Here is a 19,443-nt window from a genome sequence, read left to right as displayed (position 1 = left end):
GCAGGTATGTACGCCGATCCGACCGTCAAGCTTTCGCAAAGCCTGGAGCAATGGTGCGCCTTGGCACTGCCGGGTGATCGCCTGCTCAGCGTTGCCAACGGTGATCGGCCGCTGCGCCTGGGGCATCGGGATGCTGCCCGGGAGTGGTTGTTGCCGCCCGGCTGGCAGGGCGTGGTGGTGGCTCGTGCCGGCATGCAGTGGTTCGAAGGCCAGGCGCTGGTGAGCTCATTGGCCCATGCCCCGCTGTTCAAGCTGCAGTTTTTCATTGATCAGGCCTTCGCGCCGCCTGCCGATGCCCCTGCCGAGCCACTGGCGTCGTTGCCTGCGCAATTCGGCGCTCGCGTGCTGGATGAGCCTGCACTGGAGCAGTGGTATCTGGTGCAGGCGCTGGCTCAGGGCGAGGGCCATGAACAGTTTGCCCAGGCGCTACGGTCCACCGAAAGCTACCAACTGATTCGGTTCCTCAACGACAACGCGGTTTCCAGCGGCAAATTGCAGGACCTCGCCCAGCGTTACGGGGTATCGGTCTCGCATTTTCGCCGCCTGTGCCGCCACGCCCTGGGGGGCACCGTAAAGACCGGCATGCGCCAATGGCGTACGGCGCGGGCATTGCTGGCCATCGCCGATGGTTGTCCGTCGCTGACCGATATCGCCTTGCAGCTGGGGTATGCCTCTTCCTCGCATTTTTCCAAAGAGTTCAAGGAGCTGGTCGGCGTCGTTCCCAGCCGTTTGATCGACCCCACCCGCCTTCCGTGTTGATGAGTTGATGATGAAAACGATCCAATCATGTGCCCTGTTGCTGGCGCTATCCCTCGGTCTGTCGGTCTCGGTCCATGCTGACCCGCAACGGCCAGGGGAGGGCTATGTGGCCCGGCAGGAAAGCCTGCGCACTTTTTTCGATGCCTTGTCGGCGTCACTGGGCAAGCCGATCGTGGTCAGCAAGGCAGTCGCCAAGCGCACCGTGTCTGGCGAGTTCTCCTTGGCGGCGCCGCAGCAGACGCTTGAGCGTATCGCTCGGCAAATGGGGCTGATCTGGTACGGCGACGGCCAATCGATTTACCTGTACGAGGCCGCCGAATCCAAGAGTACGGTGATTTCCCTCGAAGTGATCACGGTCGACAAGCTGGAGTCCTTCCTGCGTCGTTCGGGCCTTTACGACACGCGCTTCCCGCTGCGCAATGACGGCTTGCGTACCCTGTATCTGTCGGGTCCGCCGATCTACGTCGACCTGGTCATGCAGGCGGCGCATTACATGGACAAGCAGAACGCCGAACTGCAGTTGGGGCAGCAGCGTATCGGCGTCATTCAACTGCGCAACACCTTCGTCGGCGATCGTCAGTACGAGATGCGTGACCAGAATGTCACGGTGCCGGGGATGGCCACGGTGATCGAGAAGCTGCTCAGCGGCGAGCAGCGCGGGGTCGATACCAAGATCAACCGCAGCAACCGCGACAGCAGCGTGGCGATGCCGGATTTTCCCCTCGAGGCCTTCAGTACCAGCTCTAGCGGCCCCGACTCCCCCGGCCAGATCGCCCGTGATCTGGGTGCGGGCAACATCCGTATCGTCGCCTATCCCGATACCAACAGCCTGTTGGTCAAGGGCTTGCCCGAGCAGGTGCGGTTCATCGAAAACCTCGTGGCGGCGCTGGATGAGGCCAAGCGCCACGTCGAGCTGTCGCTGTGGATCGTCGACATGCAAAAAGACGATCTCACCCAGTTGGGCGTCAATTGGCAGGGCTCGGTAAACGTCGGTAGTCAGTTTACTGCCTCGCTCAATCGCGGCTCGCTGAGCACTCTGGACGGTGTGTCGTTCATGGCCGCCATCTCGGCGCTGGAGTCGCTCGACCGGGCGCGCATCGTGTCGCGGCCGATCGTCCTGACCCAGGAAAACGTCCCCGCCATCTTCGATAACAACCGGACCTTCTACGCCCAGCTGATCGGCGAGCGCACCGTCGAACTGCAGCACGTGACTTACGGCACCCTGGTCAGTGTCCTGCCGCGTATCAGCGCCAACCAGGACATTGAAATGGTCCTCAACATCGAAGACGGCAGCGAAATCGAAAACCCGCGCCAGCGCGAGACCGAGGAGGAGGCAGCCATGTTGCCGACCGTCGGGCGTACCCGCATCAACACTGTCGCCCGCGTCCCTGCAGGCAAAAGCCTGCTGGTCGGCGGCTTTACCCGTGACGAGTCGAGTAACCAGCTCAAGCGTATTCCGGTGCTGGGCAGCATCCCCTATCTGGGACGTCTGTTCAGTTATCGCCAGACCCGCGAGGCCAACACGGTGCGGGTCTTTCTCATCGAGCCCAAGCAGATCGACGGCCCGATGCAGCATTCGCCCGATCAACTGGTCGCCGACTTCATCGAGGATCGCCAGTTGAGCGAAGCCGAGAAGTCTATCTACCGTTCGCTGGGGCGCTGAGATGGCCATCGGCAGCATCGGCCCAAGGCCTGGCGGAATGCGTCCTCCGGAAGACAGCCTGACTGAAAAGCTCGAGCGTAACGCGCAGCCTGTGGATGACGATGCGACGCCCGCGGCGGCAGTGAGCAAGTTCGTGCAGAACAGCGATGAAATGGCCGCATCGCTGCGTTCGCAGTTTCGTCGTCGTGGCGATATGGGCGACAAGCTCGACAACCTGGGCGACAGTTTCGAGCGCGTGCTCGAAGAAGACGTCATTCCCAAGGCCATGCAAATCCTGGCCATCGCCAAGCAGGGCGGGCGCAGTATCGAATGGCTGCTGCAACAGGCGCGGCAACAGTTTCCCGATCCCAGTGACCTGGCGCTCGTCCTGAGCGAGCTGCTGCGCCGTCGCGAAATGCCGGTGGCTACCCGGCAGCGCCTGGAAGCCATGCTGCAGGCGGTACTGGAGCAGGCGCCACCCAAACGCCTGAAAGCCGGGATCAACTGCGCGCTCAAGGCCCGCCTGTTCGGCAAGAAGCTCGCCCTCAAAGCGTCGTTGATGCGCGAAACCTACCGCTCCTTTCTGGAAAGCGACGACGATCCGGTCGGCTGTTATGAAGACTGGATCGCGCTATATGGCGATTACCACCGCTCCAGTGTGCTGGATTTTATCGAGGCGGCACTGCTCACAGACATCGATGCCCAAGACCCCAGCTGCTCCCACGCCGAATTCGGCCTGTTGCTGATGCGTCTGGGCGAGCTCAAGCGCCTGCGCTCGGCCGATGCCTTGTTCGTGCTGCGCATGTGCAATGACTCGTTGGTCAGCCGGCACAACCCATCGGAGACGGACTGGCTGGTCTTCCTGCTCGGCTTGCTGCGTTACCCCGATGAACTGCGTCAGCTGCTGCAAAGCGCCCTCGGCGAAGCGCTGCTGCTCACTCCGCACCGCGAGCGTGGCGCTGTCCTGCACATGTTGCGGCTGGCGTGCCTGTCCTTGCCGCATGAACTGTTTCATGACGACACCGCCTTGCAGCGGGTGGGAGAGCAATTCACCGAATTGGCCACGATCGCCTTCGAGCATGAAGCGATCGATCGTCATCGCGCTTTCCACAATCGCGAAACCTTCTAGTTCCGGGCCTTCGAGACATCTATGTTCAACAAACTCCTTAACAGCGCCACCTCGCGCCCCGAGCTGATGATCCTGACGCTGATGATCCTGATCATCGCGATGCTGATCATTCCGCTGCCCACCCAACTGGTGGACTTTCTGATCGGCCTCAACATCGTGATCTCGATCCTGGTGTTCATGGGCTCGTTCTATATCAGCCGGGTGCTGGACTTTTCGTCATTCCCGGCACTGCTGCTGATTACCACACTGTTCCGCCTGGCGCTGTCGATCAGCACCAGTCGCCTGATTCTCACCCAGGCGGATGCTGGCGAGATCATCGCGTCCTTTGGCGAATTCGTGATCGGCGAAAGCCTGGTGGTCGGCTTCGTGGTGTTTTCCATCGTCACCATCGTGCAGTTCATCGTCATCACCAAGGGCTCGGAGCGGGTTGCCGAAGTGGCAGCGCGGTTTTCGCTCGACGGCATGCCCGGCAAGCAGATGAGTATCGACGGTGATCTCAAGGCGGGTGCCATCGACGGCAAGCAGGCCGCCGAGAAGCGCAGCCTGCTGGAGCGCGAAAGCCAGCTCTACGGTTCGTTCGACGGGGCGATGAAGTTCATCAAGGGCGATGCCATCGCCGGCATCATCATCATCTTCGTCAACTTCATCGGCGGCATGGCCATTGGCGTCGGCCAGTTGGGCATGGACATGTCCACCGCCATGTCGACCTTCACCCTGCTCACCATCGGTGATGGCCTGGTCGCGCAGATCCCGGCACTGCTGATCGCTATCGGTGCCGGTTTCATCGTCACCCGAGTCAACGGCGACGACGACAACCTGGGGCGCAACATGATGCGCCAGTTGCTCAGCAATCCCTTCGTGCTGGGCGTCACTGCATTGCTGGCCATTGCGGTCGGGGTGCTTCCGGGCTTTCCGCTATTCGTGTTCGTGCTGATCGCAGGGGCGCTTGGGGCGGTGCTGTTCTTCCGCCACAAGAGCAAGCGCGACGGCGAAAAGGCGGCGGCAGGTGTTAACAGTGCCGCCCTCGAGCAGGAGCCTGAAACCGATCTGGGGCTGATCCAGAATTACGACGACATGGCCACCGAAACCGTCGCGTTGATGCTGCTGGTGCGCCCGTCACGTCTGGAAAGCGTTCGGGAGGCACGGTTGGCCGAGCGCTTCCGCAGCCAGTTCTTCATCGATTACGGCATTCGCATCCCCGAACCCCATATCCGTGGCAGCGAGTCCTTGCCCGATGGGCAGGTCGCGGTACTGATCAACGAAGTCCGTGCCGACCAGTTCGACGTGCAGTTCGACCGCTTGCGCATCATCAACTACGCGCCTGAGCTGCAGTTCATGGACCTGGAGCTGACCCAGGGCGTCGACGCCAACAAGCAGCCCAGTCACTGGTGTCACGCCAAGGACAAGGAAACCCTCACGGCCATGAACTATCAGTTGCGGCCAGCCTATGACGAACTGTATCGCTGCCTGGTGATCCTGCTGGCACGCAACATCAACGAATTCTTCGGCGTCCAGGAAACCAAGACCCTTCTGGACGAGATGGAAGCCCGCTATCCCGATCTGGTCAAGGAAGTCTACCGGCATGCCACGGTGCAGAAGATTTCCGAAGTCCTGCAGCGTCTGGTGGCTGAGCGCATTTCGGTACGCAACATGAAACTGACCCTCGAATCGCTGGCGCAATGGGCTTCCAAGGAGAAGGACACCATCGGCCTGGTCGAGCATGTGCGCGGCGGTATGGCGCGTTACATCAGCAGCAAGTTTGCCAGTGGCAATGACCTCAAGGTCCTGCTGCTGTCCCCGGAGGTCGAGGACAGCATTCGCAAAGGTATCCGCCAGACGTCCGGCGGCAGCTTCCTCAACCTTGAGCCGGAAGTCGCCGATGAGCTGCTCGATCGCCTGGCCATCAGCCTCGATACCCTGAATGTCCCGCACAAGGACATGGTGATCCTGGCCTCTGTGGACATCCGCCGCTACATGAAGAAATTCATCGAAAGCCGCTTTCGCGAACTCGATGTCATCTCGTTCGGCGAAGTTTCCGACACCATCAACGTAAACGTACTCAAGACTCTGTAAAGGACAATCCCATGCATCCCACTCATCTCGCCCAGCTGGTCCGTGACGCCCTTGCGCACAGTGGTTGCAGCGAACAGCAGATCGGCAGCTTCGATGGCCACAGCACCATCGAGCTGGAATTCACCAATCTGCCGAGTCTCAACATCGCCGCGCTGGACTCCGGCGTCTGGTTCTGGAGCCCGATCACCGAGCTGACCGCTGCTTCCCGTGGCCACTATGCAGATGCGTTGCTGACCTTCCTGATGAAGGGCTTCGGCGGCGCGCGCACCGAGCAATTGCAGCTCAATGACATCGACGGCACGCTTGAGGTACGGGTGTTGTTGAGCGATGAGGCGACCTCCAGCGCTGAACATCTCGCCGCCACCATCGAGGCCTACATCGAGCGCCTTGACGCTTTGCGCGATCTGCTGCGGTGATCGCCCGCCAGCTGTTCGGTCAGCGTGCCGCGCGCCCCCTGAGACTGGACGGCCCCTTGCTGGAAGCCGCCCTCTCGGGCGTCGTCATCGGTGAGGTATGCGAGGTACGTCGCCATTGGCGCGAGCCCGAGATCTGCGCCAATGCGCAGGTCATCGGCTTTCGCGCCGACCGGGTATTGCTCAGCCTGCTCGGCGACGCCCAGGGATTGTCGCGCGATTCGCTGATCGTGCCGACCGGTGCATCGCTGAGCCTGTATTGCAGCGACGCCATGCTCGGCTGCGTGATCGATCCGCGCGGCAAGGTGGTCGAACGACTGGCACCGGCCATCGAGTCCGGCGGCCGCGACTGTCTGGTCGATGCGCCACCGCCCGGCTATCGCCAGCGCCGGCCGGTCATTGAACCGCTGGGCACTGGTGTGCGCGTGATCGACAGCCTGCTGACCTGCGGTATCGGCCAGCGTGTCGGCATTTTCGCCGCCGCGGGTTCGGGCAAGACGTCGCTGATGAACATGCTGATCGAGCATACCGACGCCGACGTGTTTGTGGTCGGCCTGATCGGCGAGCGGGGCAGGGAAGTGACCGAGTTCATCGAGCACATGCGCCATTCCCCTCGGCGAGCGCAATGCGTGGTGGTCTATGCAACCGCAGACTTCTCCTCGGTTGACCGCTGCAACGCCGCGCTGCAAGCAACCGCCATTGCCGAGTACTTCCGCGATCAGGGCGCGCGCGTAGTGTTGCTGCTCGACTCCATGACGCGCTATGCCCGCGCCCGGCGCGACCTGGCCCTGGCCGCCGGTGAAGCGCCGGCGCGTCGAGGTTATCCGGCCTCGGTCTTCGATGCGCTGCCGCGCCTGCTCGAGCGCCCCGGCGCGACCGAATCGGGCAGCATCACGGCGTTCTACACGGTGCTGCTGGAGAGTGATGACGACCCGGATCCGATCGCCGAAGAGATTCGCTCCATCCTCGATGGCCATATCTACCTGGATCGCAAGCTGGCGGCCAAGGGGCATTTCCCGGCGGTCAGCGTGCTGCGCAGTGCCAGTCGGGTCGCCCGTCAGGTCACCGACGAGCCGACGCGAGATCTCGCCAGCCTGGCCCGCGACACTCTGGCCCGCCTGGACGATCTGCAGATGTTCGTCGACCTGGGCGAATATCGCCCAGGCGAAAACCATGAAAACGACCGCGCCATGGACTGTCGCGACGACCTCGACGAGTGGCTGCGCCAACCCTTGGATGAGGGCTGTGCCATGGACCTGGGGCTGGAGCAACTGCGTGCAATCCTTGACTGATATCCGGCGCCTGATCGCGCTGGGCGATGCCCGTCTGCAGAGTTGCGAACGGGCGCTCGGCAACACGCGCCGCCGTCTGCAGCCCGTGGAGAGCGAACTGCAGGGCATCGAACTGCAGATCGATGGCCTGCGCTCTTTGCTGGCGGGGTCGCAACTCAACGGTGTGGCCGTCAGCCACCAGGGCTTGCTCAGCGGTTTGCGCCAGCAGGCGGTGATCCGTCGGCAACTGCAAAAGATGCTGCTGGAACGAGTCCGTGTCGAGCGCACACGCGAGCAGATCGAGCAGCAATTGCTGCAGGATCGCGCGCGCCAACTGGCCCTCCAGCGCAAGAAAGACAAATACACCCACCTGCATGACCGTTGTCGTGCCGTACGGCGCAACGAGCGCCACCTGCTCGATGAGCGTGAAACCGAAGATCATTTGACGAGTAAACGATGAGTACTGCCATTCCTTCCGCGATTCCTGCCTCTGTACCTGACAGCGCGTTCGTCGATGAGCCGAGTTTGATGCCGGATGCAGAAATGAACCTGCCCCGGCCTGATGCCGAAGAGGCATGGTCCGAGCGTGATCTGCCCGAATCCATCCAGCAGATGATGGCTCAGCTCAACCCTGTCGAGCCGCCTCTAACGCTTGCGCTGCCCAACGGCTTGCAACCGCATCTGCTGACGTTGCCAGGGGCGCGCAGGGACAGGGGCTTGCCGGTGGCACTGCCTGAAGCTGTCGTGAAAACACAGCAGAGTGATCTGCGCTCGGCCGAGATGGCGCAGGTGCGGCCTGCCGCGCTCGTGCCGCAGGTGTCGGCACGCAGCCACACGCCGACGCCGACGCCGACGGCAATGCCAATGCCGGCGCCAATACCCGCGCAGCCCACCGTCAGCCCCACACCGGCACGCATCCAGCCCGCTTCTGGCGCAGTGGTACCCGCTGTCGCAGTCGCACCGTTCAAGGCTGAGGGCCACACCCCATTGTCGCTGACGAAGGCACGCCCGGCATCAGCCGAGGACGCCACCTCGAAGCCCGTAACCCTCATCCCTGAGCCGCCTAAGCCGCAGACATCGGTAATCGATGCCCCAGCCGCCGCGAACCTGCCCACGCTTGATGCAGGTAATGCCAACCACAGGATCAAGGCCCAGCCTGGCGAAACCCTCGACACCATCGCCGAGCGCGTCCCGGTGTTGACCGCAGGTTCAGAGAAAACCGCGCCATCACTTTCGAAGGCTGCGGTAGTCGCCGAACCGCCCAAGGCGCAGACCCAGCAGCCGACCGCCCAGCTCTCAGCGCTGCCGCTTCCCGCAACGCCCGGTGCCAAGGCGGCCTACCTGCAGGTGCCCTTCGACAACGGGGCTATCGCCGGTCAGGTCACTATCAGCAAAGCGTCCGCGGAGCTCTCCGCCATCGCGCCGCTGTCCTTGCAAATGACCACCAGCAATGCCGAGCTCGACAGCCACTTGCGTGCGCAACTGACGCAAGCCGACATGCCTTGGCAAATGCGCGACGAGCAGGGCAACCAGCAGCAGCCCCGTCACGCACAGGACGAGTTGGAGCCCGATGACGAGCAGCCGGCGTTTCTGCGCCCTGACCGCGGGCAAGGGCCGCTGGCGTGAGGCGTTTGTCGCTACGCACCCTGGACCGCGAAACCCACGCCCACCAGCGACGGGTGCGGCAGTGGGCCGAGCAAGGCCATCCGGTCGAGCTTGCCTGTCCACCGCTACAGGGCACGTACCTGAGCTTTACCGCTCAGGGGCCGCAAGGTACCTGGCGCGGGTTGATCGATGGCGCCGAGTGGCTGCGCCATCGTTTGCCGCAGTTGTTGGCATTGCTGCCCGAACGTCAACACGATGAGGCCGCTTTGGCCCTGTTCACCGCCATGGACCGGCCGCTGCAGCTGGCGATGCCCGAGCTGGACTACGAGGCGCTACTCGATCCGCTGTCCATTTCCGGCAATCAGCTCGGCCCCCAGGCGCTGGTCACCCTGCGCACCCCCCACGGCGCGCTCTGGGTCCGGGCCTTCAGCGCCTGCCCGTCGCGCCCACCCGTGCAGCCCGCGACATGGGTGCAGCACCTGCCTTTGCCGATGCGCGCGAGCCTGGGCAGCAGTCGCCTGGGTGCCGAGGCGCTGGCGCGGGCAACCGTCGGCGATGTGGTGGTTCTCGAGCAGCGTACTCAGCGGCTCTGGATCGCCGATCGCAACGTCGGTCACTTCACTTTCACACAAGAGGGTCTGATCATGGATCAGCACACTGAACAGCCTGTCGATACACCGGCGAACGACCTGCACGAGGCGATTGCCACCTGCGTCGAGTTCGTCCTCCATGAACGCTCCATGACCCTCGCCGAGCTGAGCGCACTGGAGGCAGGACAGCTGCTCGCGCTGCCGGCGGACGCCGTGACCCAGGTACGACTGCTGGTCAACCATGTACCAGTGGCGGTCGGTGAGCTGGTGCAGCTCGACGATTGCTTGGGGCTGGAGTTGCACACGCTGCTTCGAGGCTCGCCGGATGAATGATGTTTCCATGATCGGCTTGTTGGCATTTGCCTCGCTGATGCCATTTCTGGTTGCGGCAGGCACCTGCTACATCAAGTTTTCGATCGTCTTCATCATCGTGCGCAACGCCCTCGGCTTGCAGCAGGTGCCTTCGAACATGACGCTCAACGCGGTAGCGTTGATGCTTGCGGCGTTCGTCATGGGCCCCGTCTTCACCCAAGGCTACGCCTACTACAAGGACAACGCGGTGCGCTTCGACAGCGTTGAAGCCGTGGCCACCTTTGCCGATGAAGGCCTGGGCAGTTATCGCGATTACCTCGTCAAGTACACCGACCCGGAACTGGCGCTGTTCTTCGAGCGCGCGCAACACGCCCAGGCGCGCAACGACGACGCGCCTGAGGCGCCTCAAGCCGAAGAGGAAGAGCGTCAACCCTCGCTCTTCGCGCTGCTGCCGGCCTATGCGCTGAGCGAGATAAAAAGCGCGTTCAAGATCGGCTTCTACCTGTACCTGCCATTCGTGGTGGTTGATCTGGTGATCTCCAGCATATTGCTGGCGCTGGGCATGATGATGATGAGCCCGGTGATCATTTCGGTACCCATCAAGTTGGTGCTGTTCGTTGCGCTCGATGGCTGGTCGCTGCTGTCCACCGGGTTGGTGCAGCAATACCTGAGCCTGGGAACATGAGGGGGCATCCATGAACGAACTGGTGTTCGCCGGCAACAAGACCCTCTACCTGATCCTCGTCATGGTGGCCTGGCCCATCATCGCCGCCACCGTGGTCGGCCTGGTGATCGGCCTGCTGCAGACCGTGACCCAGCTCCAGGAGCAGACCCTGCCGTTCGGCTTCAAGTTACTGGCCGTCGGCCTGGTGCTGTTCATGCTGTCCGGCTGGTACGGGCGCACGCTCATGGACTTCAGTCACGAAGTCATGCGCATGGCGCTGAACTGAGCCTATGGACGTTCGTCTGTTCTTCGATTTGCACAGCTGGTTGGCGGGAGCCGCGCTGTGTTTCGCGCGTCTGTCGCCAGTGTTCTTCATGCTGCCGTTTCTCAACGGCGGGGTCCTGACCGGCCCACCCCGCATCGCGGTGGTGGTGCTGGTGGGCATGGCCATGTGGCCTTATGCATCCCAGACACTGCCTGCGCTCGACAGCCTCGCGTTCCTGCTGCTGATCATGCGCGAAGTCATGATCGGCGTGGCGCTCGCCTGCCTGCTGTGCTGGCCTTTCTGGGTGATGCACGGTATCGGCAACCTGATCGACAACCAGCGTGGCGCGATGCTCAGCAACACCGTCGACCCTTCGAGCGGTAACGACACCTCGGAACTGGCCAACTTCCTGCAGTTGTTCGGTGCGGTCATTTATCTGCAGGTCGGCGGCATGACCCTGATGCTGGACGCCATCGCCCACAGTTATCGGCTCTGCGCCCCGGACCAGGTCTGCAAGCTGTCGGTGACGCCGGTGTTGCAATTGCTCGATGCCACGGTGATCAAGGCCATCGTGGTGAGTTCGCCGGTAGTCGCAATGTTGTTGCTCAGCGAGGCGCTGCTGGGTCTGCTGGCCCGCTTCACCCCGCAAATGAACGCGTTTTCGATGTCGTTGGCGATCAAGGGGCCTATCGCCTTGCTCGTGCTTTTGCTGTACGCGGGCTCGCATTTGCCCGATCAGATCCAGCGCATGGCCGGCAAGGTCGGCGAGCTTGGTGCCTGGGTCGTGCCGCAGGAGTCGCGCTGATGTCCGCTGCCAGCAAAACCGAAAAACCCACGCCCAAAAAACGCCGCGACGCCGCCAAAAAGGGCCAGACCTTCAAGGCCAAGGACATGGCCACCACTTGCCTGATGGCGGTCGCCTATCTGTATCTGGCCAGTGATGGCGCCTTGCTGCGCGTCATGGAAATCGTGCGCCGGGTCATCGGAAACGGCTTCAACACCGACCTGGGAGACTATGTCGTGCAATTGGCCTGGCTGTTGCTGAGCATCGTCGCGCCTCTGGTGCTGATCTGCTTTCTGGCGGCGGCCATTCCCACCTTGCTGCAGACCGGCCTGGCGCTGGCCATGGAGGCTCTGAAGCTGAATTTCGGCGCCCTCAACCCCATCAATGGGTTCAAGAAGATCTTCAGCCTGCGCACCGTCAAGGACACCATCAAGGCGGCGTTGTACCTGGGCTGCTTCGTGGTTGCCTTCTGGATCGTCTGGGACAGTCAGAAAGCCCTGCTGTTCGGGCAGTTGCACGCACCGGTCAAGGACCTTTTCCGCATCTGGGGCCACCTGTTGCAAGTGCTGGTGCTGGTGTTCCTGTGCTGCATCATGCTGGTGGTGGTCGCGGATGCGCTGTGCGAGTACTGGCTGTACATCAAAGACCTGAAAATGGACAAAGACGCCGTCAAGCGCGAGCACAAGGAGCAGGAGGGCAGCCCGGAAGTGAAATCCCGCCGCCGCGACCTGCACCGCGAGCTGCTGTCCGAGCAGATCAAGTCCGACATCCGTGGCTCGCGCGTCATCGTCGCCAACCCGACACACATCGCCGTGGGCATCTACTTCCGCCCGGAGGTCACGGTCATGCCGTTCATCTCGCTGATGGAAACCAACCAACGCGCCTTGGCCGTGCGCAAGTACGCGGCCTCGGTCGGCGTGCCGGTGGTGACCGATATCGCCCTGGCGCGGCTCATCTACAAAACCCACCAGCGCTACAGCTTCGTGAAGCTGAGCGAGCTCGAGCAGGTTCTGCGCCTGCTGGTCTGGCTCGAAGAAGTCGAACGCGCTGGCGACTGACCGCGGCGTTGCACATTGCGCTCATCAGGCCGCTGATAAGCGCTTTGTGACGGTTGCGCTCAGGGCGCCCTGATTAAATCCACTTCGTCAGCCCGGCTGACTCCACCTCACAGGAACCACGCATGAACACGCCCACCGTCGATGAACTGGCAACCCTTACCGAGGATTTCTCTCTGGCGATGTTGCGCGGTCATTCGGTTGCCGAGGTAAACGGGGTGTCCACCGAAGACATGGACACGCTGTACGCCTTCGCGCATCGGTTTTACCAGGAAGGCCGCCTGCAGGAAGCAGAACGCTTCTTCCATTTTCTGTGCATCTACGACATGTACAACTGCGATTACTGGTGCGGTTATGCAGCGGTCAAGCAGCTGCAGGGCCAACACCAGCGGGCGATCGAGGTGTACACGGTGGCGTTCCACCAGGGTAAGGATGACTACCGGCCCATGTTTCATATCGGCCAGTGTCAGTTGGCCCTGGGCAAGCCGGGCAAAGCCAAATTGTGCTTCGAGTATGCCGCCGAGTCGCTCAAGCAGGAGGACTTGCGCGCTCAGGCGCTGGCCTACCTCAAGGCACTGGCGCACGTAGAAGCCGATCACTCTCAGGATGCAAATGATGACAACGATTAACTCCACGATCGGTACGCTCTTCAAATCCCCAGGGACAGAGAGCGACAAGCAGCCGTCTGCAACGGCGCGCGATACACGCAACGCAGGGTACGCCGAAGCGGTCAGCAAGCTGACTCAGCCAATGACCCCAGAAAGCCTCAAGGCGATGACCAGCAAGGTCCTTGCCCAGATGACAGAGACACCCTTCGCAGGCGCTCAGAAGTCAGCTTCGCCGACTGGCGCACCGACCTTGGCCGCGCCAGTGACGCAGCTCCCCGACGACCCGAAAAAGGCCGAGGATACCTTCACGCTGCTGATGGCCAAGCTCATCATGCTGCTGGGCAACGCCGATGTCGAATCGATGAAAAGCCGCCTGGAAATGCTCAAGAGCATGGCCAATGCCGCTGCCCAGGGCCATGCGCTGCGCTCGGAGCAATACGCCAGCGCCATGGCCGAGCTCGAGGCCGCCCTGGCGTCGGCGAGCACCACCGAGGCGCAGTTGCAAGCTGCCCGCGATCGGGTGAACAACGCGCAGCAGCACCTCGACAGCGCTGAAGCGGCCCTTGCCGGCCTGGATCCGGAATCCCCCGAGTACCAGACGGCGCTGCAGGTCCGCGACCAGGCCCGTGCGGCCTTGCAACAGGCGCAGCAACAGCTGATTCCGGCGATGCAAGCCCATGAAGCCAATGTACGCGCCAGCGAAGTGGCGATGGAGAAAGTCCAGCGCCTGGGCCAGCAGCTCGAAGCGGGCATCAAGGGGCCGCTGCCACCTCAGGTGGAAGAAAACATGAAGCGCGAGCTCGATGCTGCCTCCAAGTTGAGCAAGTTGATGATGGAATTCGCCGCCTTGATGGGCAAATCCCAGGAGAACAAACTGCTCAACGAGCAGGAGATGTTCAAGGAAATGCAGGCCGCTCGCCAGGCCTTCATGGAGAAGAAGTCCGATGAGTACCTGGCTGCAGTAAAAAAAGCTGAGCAGGCGAAAAAGGTCGCTGGGTGCATCGGCAAGATCTTCGCGGCCGTGGTCGTGGTGGTTGCGGCGGTCGCCACGGGGATGTCAGGGGGACTGTTGGCCGGGCTGGCGGTGGCGGCCGTCGGCGCCAGCTTGCTGGCGCTCGAAGCCAACGGGGTGAACGTGCTGGGGCCGATCATGGACCCGATCATGAAAGGCCTGATGGCGGTGCTCGAGCCCATCGGCAAATTGCTCGGGGACGCCTGGCAGTACACCCCCATCGGTGCGCTGGTCCTCAAGCTGGTACCGCCGGAATACGAGGAGATGGCCAAGATGATCGTCGGCATGGTCACCGCCATGGCGCTGCTGGTGGCCGGAGCCATCGTACTGGGCGGCGCGGTGGGCCCGCTGCTCAGCAAGATCATGGCCAAGGTGGGTGAGATCGTCAGCAAGGTCGTCGACAAGCTGATGGACAAGATGATCTCGCCAATGCTTGAGAAATTGAACGGCAAATTCCTCGACACCGCCGTGGGCCAGCAGCTCAAGGCGATTATCGACCAGGTGTTCAAAAAGCTCGCTGACTTCAACAACCCGTTCAAGGACGCCTTCGCCGGTCCCAATGGCCAGATGTGGTTGTCGCGCCTGCAAACCGCCGGCGTCGCTGTCGAGTTTACCGGTACCGCCGCCAGCAGCAGCGCCAACATCGCCAGCGGTGCGTTCCGCTACCAGGCTGCCCAGGCCATGTCCGAAGTGCAGATGATTCAATTCATCAGCGAGCAGCTCAAGGAGGCCCTGACCCAGACCGTCAAGGCCTACGCCGAGCAGATGCAGACCACGACGGAGTTCATCAATCGCGTGCTGCAAACCCAACAAATCTCCGAAGCCGCTGCGAACTTCGTTTCCAAGCAGCGTATTTGATAAGTACAAGGATCAATGATTATGGCTACGCTTATTTCCTCTCCCGTTTACGTTCCACAGCCCCGTGACCTCGGGCTCGATTCGATCTCGAAACCAGTTCCTCAAGACCAGATACCGCGTGACGAGAAGAGCCGAATCTCGCCGAACGTCATACCCACCGAAAATCAGGTGATCCCTGGCGACGAGTCAGCCGGTGAAGCGGGCAGTGATGGCTTTCTTGCCCTGATGATGCTGCGCATCATGGGGGGGCAATCCGCTGCCGATCTGGCACCGCAATTGCTCGACCCGAAGAATCTCACCGAGCAAGAGCAAATGGACCTGGGCCGCCTCTATGCGGTGCTGGTGCCTGCTCCCGAGGTCGACACGGCGCGTAACGACAAACTGTTCGACCAGGAGCAGCCGGTCAACCGTATCAAGTTCGACCCCACCGCAATGAGCAATGTCGCGGCGCTGCTTTCCGCTATCGCCGTGCTGGTGCTCGCCCGCGCCGTCACTGCCGAAATGCAGGGCAAATTTGCAATCCTGGCCTATTCCGCCGCCCTGGCCCAAGGCAAGGCAACGGTCCAGCAAGGCTATGCGGAAATGATGGCAACCATCGGCTCTGCGATCGTCGGAGTCGGTCTGGCGGCCGGCGGTGCCACACTCGCCTTCAAGGGGCATAACGCGCGCCACGCCGATATCAAGGGCAACCTGGTCGAAGCTGATGGGCTTAAGCTGAAGGTGGAGCGCGATCAGGCCATCGTCGATCGCCGCGCGCCCAAGCGGGCTGCCGGCGATGGCGTCAACCCGAACGCGGGCGCCAAGACGAACACGCCCGATGCCGACCTGCCAGTAGCGGATTCTTCAGTTTCCGGCAGCCGCCAGCCCCGTAACGGGCAGGCTGAGATCGACAAGACGCAGGCAGATGTCAATTCCCAGCAGGTAAAGGTCAAGCAGGCGGAAACCAAGCTTGCCGAAACCAAGCAGAAGCTGGAGGAGTACCAGCTCGACCTGGACAAATCCCAAGCCAAGGTACGGGACGCGGAGCAGGCTCATAAGCAAAATCCCACAGAAGCATCCCAAGCTGCACAGGCCGGAGCGCTTGCCGAATTCAAAGATGTCACCGCGCAGCACAAGCAGGCGACTGCCGATGTGGCGGCTACGCAGAAAGACCTGAAGGATGCGGAGTTTCAACATCATCAGGCCAAGGTCGAAGCGGCGAAAGTCGACGTCCAATATCGCACCGAGGACGTATCTGCGGCCAAGGCCAAGGTGGATAGCGCGACCAGAGAACTGGATGGCCTCCAAAAAGATATCGATAAAAATGACAAGACAATTGCGCGACTCGAAAACCGAGGCGCCAGCCCCGACGCGCAAGGAACGTTAAGCGACGCGAAGGCCAAGCGGGAGCAACTCAACCAGCGCCGTAGCGCAGCAGAAACGGAGCTCCAAACAGCCAAGGCGGAGCTTGGTCAGGCCAAACAGGATCTGATCTACGCTACCAAAACGCTGACAGCGGCGCAGTCCGCGCTGCAGGGGCACATAGCCGCTGCGAGCCGGGAATTGGCAGGTGCCGATCCTTATGCCGAAGGCTCCCCTGACCTCACCCGTGAGGAACGGGCAGTCCTGATGGAAGACATCCGTCACAACCTCGCGCGCATCAACGAATTGCAGATTCAAAGCAAGCTCAATATGGCGCCGATCGACAAGTTGCTGACCTCCAGTCAAATGCTCATGGCTGTTTCCAATCTGATGAGCGCCATGATGCTGGGCATGATGCGCAGCAAGTCTTTCCTCGAGCAGAGCAACGCCATCGAGCGCGGCGCTGAAGCGGGCATCCAAGGCGGCATGACCCGTGCCGAGGAGCAAAGCGTTGGTGAAATGACTGCCATGATCAATGAGATCCAACGCGTTCTCGAAAAAATTATGCAAGCGGACAACAGCGTGATCGAACAGATCGCCAACGCACGTGCCTGAGGCCAATACCCATGCTTAATTCAATTCTGTCTACGCCTTCTTTCAGCCAGGCCCCCGCCACTGCGCGGGATGGCTTGGGTATCGAACCCACGGTTACCGAGCAGGTGCCCGAGCACGCCCATCAATCAGGCACTGGCAGAGGTGGCGCACGTCTGCAAACGTCGGTCATGCGCCTCACTGCTGCGCTGGACCGTGAACTGGCCAAGCCGGTCGAGATCGACACGACGGCTGCCGCTTCTGTGTCCGTTGCCGAGTATGGCGACGACATGAAAAAGCGTCTCGAAAAAAACCGCGACGTTACCGCCAACCTGCAGAAGCAGTCGGACCGTTTGAAAAACGATATCGATCCGCTGCGTGCTCAAATCATGCAGCAGCTGCAGCGCTTCCATGACTTTGAATACAGCCTCGATCAGCCCCGAATCCGTTCTAACGGCGACGAGGTGAATCCGACGGGCACCGGCGACTTCTTCGACAAACTGAAGGAATTGATCGGGCTGATTGGATCGGATTACCTGGATGTCTACGAGCGCTTGATCGAGCAGTACTCGGCGATGTTCAAGGAATTCAATGAAAAGATCATGGCGAAGATGAGTCAGTGGGTTGAAGGAGTCAATGACGGCAAGGAAGTAATACTGAATTGGGGCGCTATGAGAGATGCGCTAGACGAGATTATATCTAAGTACTCCGGAGCAGATGGTGTTCTGTATCCAGTGCCAGGTGCGTCAAGCCCGGGCACGACAAAAGAAGACGCTCAAAAATGGGCTGAAGCGATGGGGTTGCCACCTAGTTCCGTCCAATATTCAGGGGCGCAGGGCGGGTGGGTTGTTAAAATGGATTTGGGCCCCCTGCTGGCCATTAAAAAATCGTTTGAAGGATTTAACAGTAGTCCGACAGTTCGCTTGGACTCCGCAAAATTCCAAGCCTGGCAAACCGGCTTCAACACCCAGGAGGCCGCCATGAAAAGCTATCTGCAAATCGCCACCAGCAAGTATTCGAATGCCCAGGCTTATAACGATAATTTCATCAAGATCTTGTCGTCGCAGTTGAGCCAGTTTGCGGAAATGCTCAAAGGTTATTTGAACTGAGGTTTTTGTTATGCAAATTTCGAGTGTTATAGGCGCAATGCCGGGTTCCGGCGTGGGCGGTAGATCTGGCCAGGGTTTCCGGGTTGCGGAGCAGTTGCTGGTGGTCAATAACAGAAACCACGCAGTAAAGACCGCGATCAAAGATAATCAGCAATATAATGCTCCTGTCACGGCTTCGGATGTAACCTGCCAGGTGCTGGGCAACGGTGGAGCGGAGATATTCAATACTGAAACTCTACAAGCGCTTTTGCATCTGCAAGGGGGGGATAATTCCAAGCTATCTTTGGGGGCAAAAGAACTCCTTAATAAGGCATTCCAGCTAGGGCTCATCTCTGGTTGTAATACGGACCAAGGTGAGCCTGTATGTTCGGAAATCGATTATGCAAAACAGTGCAAAGCTCTGAGCAATATCGCCGACAAATTCGTCGGTAATACAGATGGCCGCGGTATTGTCGGGTTGGATTTGGGGAGCACTAGGTCGCGCCAGAAATTGAACCAGGTTGAGGGCTTCATCAATGGTGCATTGAGCCGCTGCAATAGCGAAAGGCTCAATGCACGTCTGGTTGAACGGGTTTCCGTACCGGTGGCCCTTGCAAACCTGGCTCGGTACAACAACTTGAACGCCGTGGGCGGGGTAGCGCCCAATCTGAGTGAGTTGGAAAAACTGATCATCGCCACTGAGGGCAAAGGCCGCGCGCCAGCCATGGACACTTTGGCGGCGCAAATCAATAGCTCCGCGAAGCTCGATTCAAAATCTTTGGAGAGCCTCGTTCGCGTTACTATTGCCCAGGTTGATTTGATCAAGGACCAAGCTAAAGGGCCGGAGCCTGACCCGACAAAGAATTCCCCTGATGCGCAGAAATTTTTCGACGCGCCGCGTGGTGGTCCGTACGGACCTAATGGATTGCCTGCTAATAACAACCAAAATTACAATGGAGGAAGTAGCTTTACTGGAGGTAGTGTTACCGTGCATCCTGCGGCAGCGATTCCCAGTAGCGGCATGAGCGATAAAACTGCTTCTAAACTCCTGGCGACATTAAACAACATCTTCAACGAGTTTTCCCAGAACGCTGAAAGGGAGCGGAACCTAGTACGTTATCTGGTCGGTGTAACCAACACGGGAACCCCAAATGGGGGGAATTCGCTGGGAGCTAGTAACGGGATTCATTCCGGAGGCATCGACCGCACCTTTACCACCATTGGCACTCAAAAGAATAGCCAAGCGGATGCAGCTTCGGAAACAATTAATTTAGGGACTAACGCAGCGGCGTCCTCGACGGAAGCTGGGACTAACGCAGCGGCGTCCTCGACGGAAGCTGGGACTAACGCAGCGGCGTCCTCGACGGAAGCTGGGACTAACGC

At 60.8% G+C, this 19,443-nt stretch carries 18 protein-coding genes; all 18 read left to right on the top strand.

Translation table 11 applies throughout. The features are described 5' to 3' along the window. The first annotated feature begins 6 nt into the window (after nucleotides 1–6). Entirely contained in the window at nucleotides 7–759 is a 753-nt protein-coding gene (locus AC3WJP_RS04305; RefSeq protein ID WP_493719982.1) for a helix-turn-helix domain-containing protein, read from the top strand. Nucleotides 760–769: 10 nt separating this feature from the next. Next, entirely contained in the window at nucleotides 770–2,422 is a 1,653-nt protein-coding gene (sctC, locus tag AC3WJP_RS04300; RefSeq protein ID WP_493719981.1) for a type III secretion system outer membrane ring subunit SctC, read from the top strand. Between the two features lie 37 nt (nucleotides 2,423–2,459). Next, a complete protein-coding gene (sctW, locus tag AC3WJP_RS04295; protein ID WP_493719980.1) occupies nucleotides 2,460–3,530 on the top strand; it encodes a type III secretion system gatekeeper subunit SctW in 1,071 nt (356 codons plus the stop codon). Between the two features lie 21 nt (nucleotides 3,531–3,551). Then, nucleotides 3,552–5,603: an EscV/YscV/HrcV family type III secretion system export apparatus protein gene (locus AC3WJP_RS04290; protein WP_493719979.1), complete on the top strand. Its 2,052-nt coding sequence runs from the start codon at nucleotides 3,552–3,554 to the stop codon at nucleotides 5,601–5,603. A gap of 11 nt (nucleotides 5,604–5,614) precedes the next feature. Beyond that, a complete protein-coding gene (locus tag AC3WJP_RS04285; protein WP_493719978.1) occupies nucleotides 5,615–6,019 on the top strand; it encodes an InvB/SpaK family type III secretion system chaperone in 405 nt (134 codons plus the stop codon). Next, nucleotides 6,016–7,308 carry a type III secretion system ATPase SctN gene (gene sctN / locus AC3WJP_RS04280; protein ID WP_493719977.1) on the top strand — a complete coding sequence of 431 codons (1,293 nt, stop codon included), beginning with the start codon at nucleotides 6,016–6,018 and terminating at the stop codon, nucleotides 7,306–7,308. The genes AC3WJP_RS04285 and sctN overlap by 4 nt, the downstream gene beginning before the upstream one ends. Continuing rightward, entirely contained in the window at nucleotides 7,292–7,747 is a 456-nt protein-coding gene (locus AC3WJP_RS04275) for a SpaM family type III secretion system protein (protein ID WP_493719976.1), read from the top strand. The genes sctN and AC3WJP_RS04275 overlap by 17 nt, the downstream gene beginning before the upstream one ends. Then, nucleotides 7,744–8,913: a hypothetical protein gene (locus tag AC3WJP_RS04270; RefSeq protein ID WP_493719975.1), complete on the top strand. Its 1,170-nt coding sequence runs from the start codon at nucleotides 7,744–7,746 to the stop codon at nucleotides 8,911–8,913. Before AC3WJP_RS04275 ends, AC3WJP_RS04270 begins: the two co-directional genes overlap by 4 nt. A 5-nt stretch (nucleotides 8,914–8,918) precedes the next feature. Beyond that, the gene (locus AC3WJP_RS04265) at nucleotides 8,919–9,815 is read left to right on the top strand and encodes a FliM/FliN family flagellar motor switch protein (protein ID WP_493719974.1); all 897 of its coding nucleotides are present in this window, start codon (nucleotides 8,919–8,921) and stop codon (nucleotides 9,813–9,815) included. Next, on the top strand, nucleotides 9,808–10,479 hold the full coding sequence (locus tag AC3WJP_RS04260) for an EscR/YscR/HrcR family type III secretion system export apparatus protein (RefSeq protein WP_493719973.1): 672 nt from the start codon (nucleotides 9,808–9,810) through the stop codon (nucleotides 10,477–10,479). The genes AC3WJP_RS04265 and AC3WJP_RS04260 overlap by 8 nt, the downstream gene beginning before the upstream one ends. A gap of 10 nt (nucleotides 10,480–10,489) precedes the next feature. Further along, a complete protein-coding gene (locus AC3WJP_RS04255) occupies nucleotides 10,490–10,744 on the top strand; it encodes an EscS/YscS/HrcS family type III secretion system export apparatus protein (RefSeq protein WP_493719972.1) in 255 nt (84 codons plus the stop codon). A gap of 4 nt (nucleotides 10,745–10,748) precedes the next feature. Then, nucleotides 10,749–11,528: a type III secretion system export apparatus subunit SctT gene (sctT, locus tag AC3WJP_RS04250; protein WP_493719971.1), complete on the top strand. Its 780-nt coding sequence runs from the start codon at nucleotides 10,749–10,751 to the stop codon at nucleotides 11,526–11,528. Continuing rightward, on the top strand, nucleotides 11,525–12,565 hold the full coding sequence (locus tag AC3WJP_RS04245) for an EscU/YscU/HrcU family type III secretion system export apparatus switch protein (RefSeq protein WP_493720009.1): 1,041 nt from the start codon (nucleotides 11,525–11,527) through the stop codon (nucleotides 12,563–12,565). The genes sctT and AC3WJP_RS04245 overlap by 4 nt, the downstream gene beginning before the upstream one ends. Nucleotides 12,566–12,687: 122 nt before the next feature. After that, nucleotides 12,688–13,191: a SycD/LcrH family type III secretion system chaperone gene (locus AC3WJP_RS04240; RefSeq protein ID WP_493719970.1), complete on the top strand. Its 504-nt coding sequence runs from the start codon at nucleotides 12,688–12,690 to the stop codon at nucleotides 13,189–13,191. Beyond that, on the top strand, nucleotides 13,178–15,040 hold the full coding sequence (gene sctE, locus AC3WJP_RS04235) for a type III secretion system translocon subunit SseC family protein (RefSeq protein WP_493719969.1): 1,863 nt from the start codon (nucleotides 13,178–13,180) through the stop codon (nucleotides 15,038–15,040). Before AC3WJP_RS04240 ends, sctE begins: the two co-directional genes overlap by 14 nt. 21 nt (nucleotides 15,041–15,061) lie before the next feature. Next, nucleotides 15,062–16,996 (top strand): IpaC/SipC family type III secretion system effector, encoded by a 1,935-nt coding sequence (locus AC3WJP_RS04230; RefSeq protein WP_493719968.1) that lies wholly within the window; start codon nucleotides 15,062–15,064, stop codon nucleotides 16,994–16,996. A gap of 11 nt (nucleotides 16,997–17,007) precedes the next feature. After that, a complete protein-coding gene (locus AC3WJP_RS04225) occupies nucleotides 17,008–18,081 on the top strand; it encodes an IpaD/SipD/SspD family type III secretion system needle tip protein (protein ID WP_493719967.1) in 1,074 nt (357 codons plus the stop codon). A gap of 10 nt (nucleotides 18,082–18,091) precedes the next feature. Next, the coding region (locus AC3WJP_RS04220) for a hypothetical protein (RefSeq protein WP_493735666.1) at nucleotides 18,092–19,443 on the top strand (1,352 nt) is incomplete at its 3' end.

The organism is Pseudomonas sp. GW821-FHT01A09 (assembly GCF_058986725.1).
This window is presented reverse-complemented; position numbering and strand designations above follow the sequence as displayed.